The sequence below is a fragment of the Streptococcus parasanguinis genome (assembly GCF_001578955.1).
Classification (GTDB): domain Bacteria; phylum Bacillota; class Bacilli; order Lactobacillales; family Streptococcaceae; genus Streptococcus; species Streptococcus parasanguinis_U.
Genome location: NZ_KQ969701.1, coordinates 1 through 1,265, shown reverse-complemented (window position 1 = coordinate 1,265; position 1,265 = coordinate 1). Strand labels below are relative to the sequence as shown.

General features: G+C 35.3%; 2 protein-coding genes. Both read right to left on the bottom strand.

Translation table 11 applies throughout. From position 1 onward, the window contains the following. Positions 1 to 101 precede the first annotated feature (101 nt). On the bottom strand, positions 102 to 773 hold the full coding sequence (locus tag SPADD19_RS10795) for a YiiX/YebB-like N1pC/P60 family cysteine hydrolase (protein ID WP_061455979.1): 672 nt from the start codon (positions 771 to 773) through the stop codon (positions 102 to 104). A 161-nt stretch (positions 774 to 934) separates the two neighbouring features. Then, a partial coding sequence (locus tag SPADD19_RS10790) for a cysteine peptidase family C39 domain-containing protein (protein ID WP_241496591.1) occupies positions 935 to 1,265 on the bottom strand: 331 nt, incomplete at its 5' end.

Below are 1,265 nucleotides of genomic sequence, written 5' to 3'. Positions count from 1 at the left end.
TCAACTTGAAACATTGGTGTTTGGACCTTAGAACAAGAAAGCAAAAGGAAGAATAGAAATAAAATCCCAAAAAGATAAGAGCGTTTCATATATCATTCCTACTATCTATTTCTGTATACAATAGTTGTTTTAGAATTTTTAACAAATTCACCCGGATGAATTGCAATTGCTGAGCCAAGATCATTGTCACTTTTATTCAAATCGATTCCTGATGTGTAGTAATACGCAGCCCATACAAGTTGAGAACAATAAAAACTATTTGTTTGTCGAGCATTCCAAAAATTTAAATTATAGGGTTTTCCTACCTGCTCACCTGCCCAATGACCGGCATTCCAATCTTGTTGAATAGTTGTTGTCTTTACTCCTACTTGCCAAACAGTTCCTTGAGTCCACTTTCCTTTTCTTAATCTTACAGGACTATTACTATTAGCTGCCTCTGCAACAGAGTAATTTTTTTGTGGCGCAATTATTCCAGCATGCCAAGTATTAAAGGGGCCTACCCCAAAACCTTGATCTGTTACACAAATTAGACCGTCTCGCCAGCTCCACGAACCAACACTTGTCCGTTCCATTGTTTTTAAATCACCTAATACAGGAGCATTTAGACCGTACTCTTTATATTCTATTTCTTTATTTGGAATATCATTTAGAATACTTTGTTTTTTATCGCTACTTTCGGTATTACTAATTGTATCTACATTCACAATTTTTATATTTTGAAAACTAAGAATGAATACCATCGACATTATGATTATTCTTGTAAATTTTCTCATTTTTTTCACCTAATGAAGCATAATCTTTTAACTGATTTGCGGAATACATAATTCATCTTTTCTAATTCACGAATTTAATTTTGATACAATCTTAATATTATATTATCAACTCTTATTTCTTGAAATTTAAATCACCTCTATCCATTTCACGACTTACTTTTTCACCAAGCATAATTTTTCTCACCACACGTAGCCATGGCTGCTAACAGCTCCTCTGGTGTCAGTTTCTTCAACCCTCCATAGGTTGGATCCTGTACATGTGTATCGGGATCTAGATAATAGATTGCTGAGATGTCCTTACCATCTGCTGTCAATTCATAGCCAACTCCAACAACATTATGTTCCCCACTTTTTCCAGGATAGATTTGTGCCACATTGAAGGTGTAATAGAGAGGATACCCATCATCGATATCTTTGCGCACGCGTTCTTTAAAGATTCGGATATCTTCAGAATCTGGACGAGCGTCTGTTACAGTAGCTAGTCGATAACCT

Bases quoted from the DNA above. Each gene is read 5' to 3' on its own strand.
- SPADD19_RS10795 (WP_061455979.1), bottom strand. From the start codon at position 773: ATGAGAAAATTTACAAGAATAATCATAATGTCGATGGTATTCATTCTT.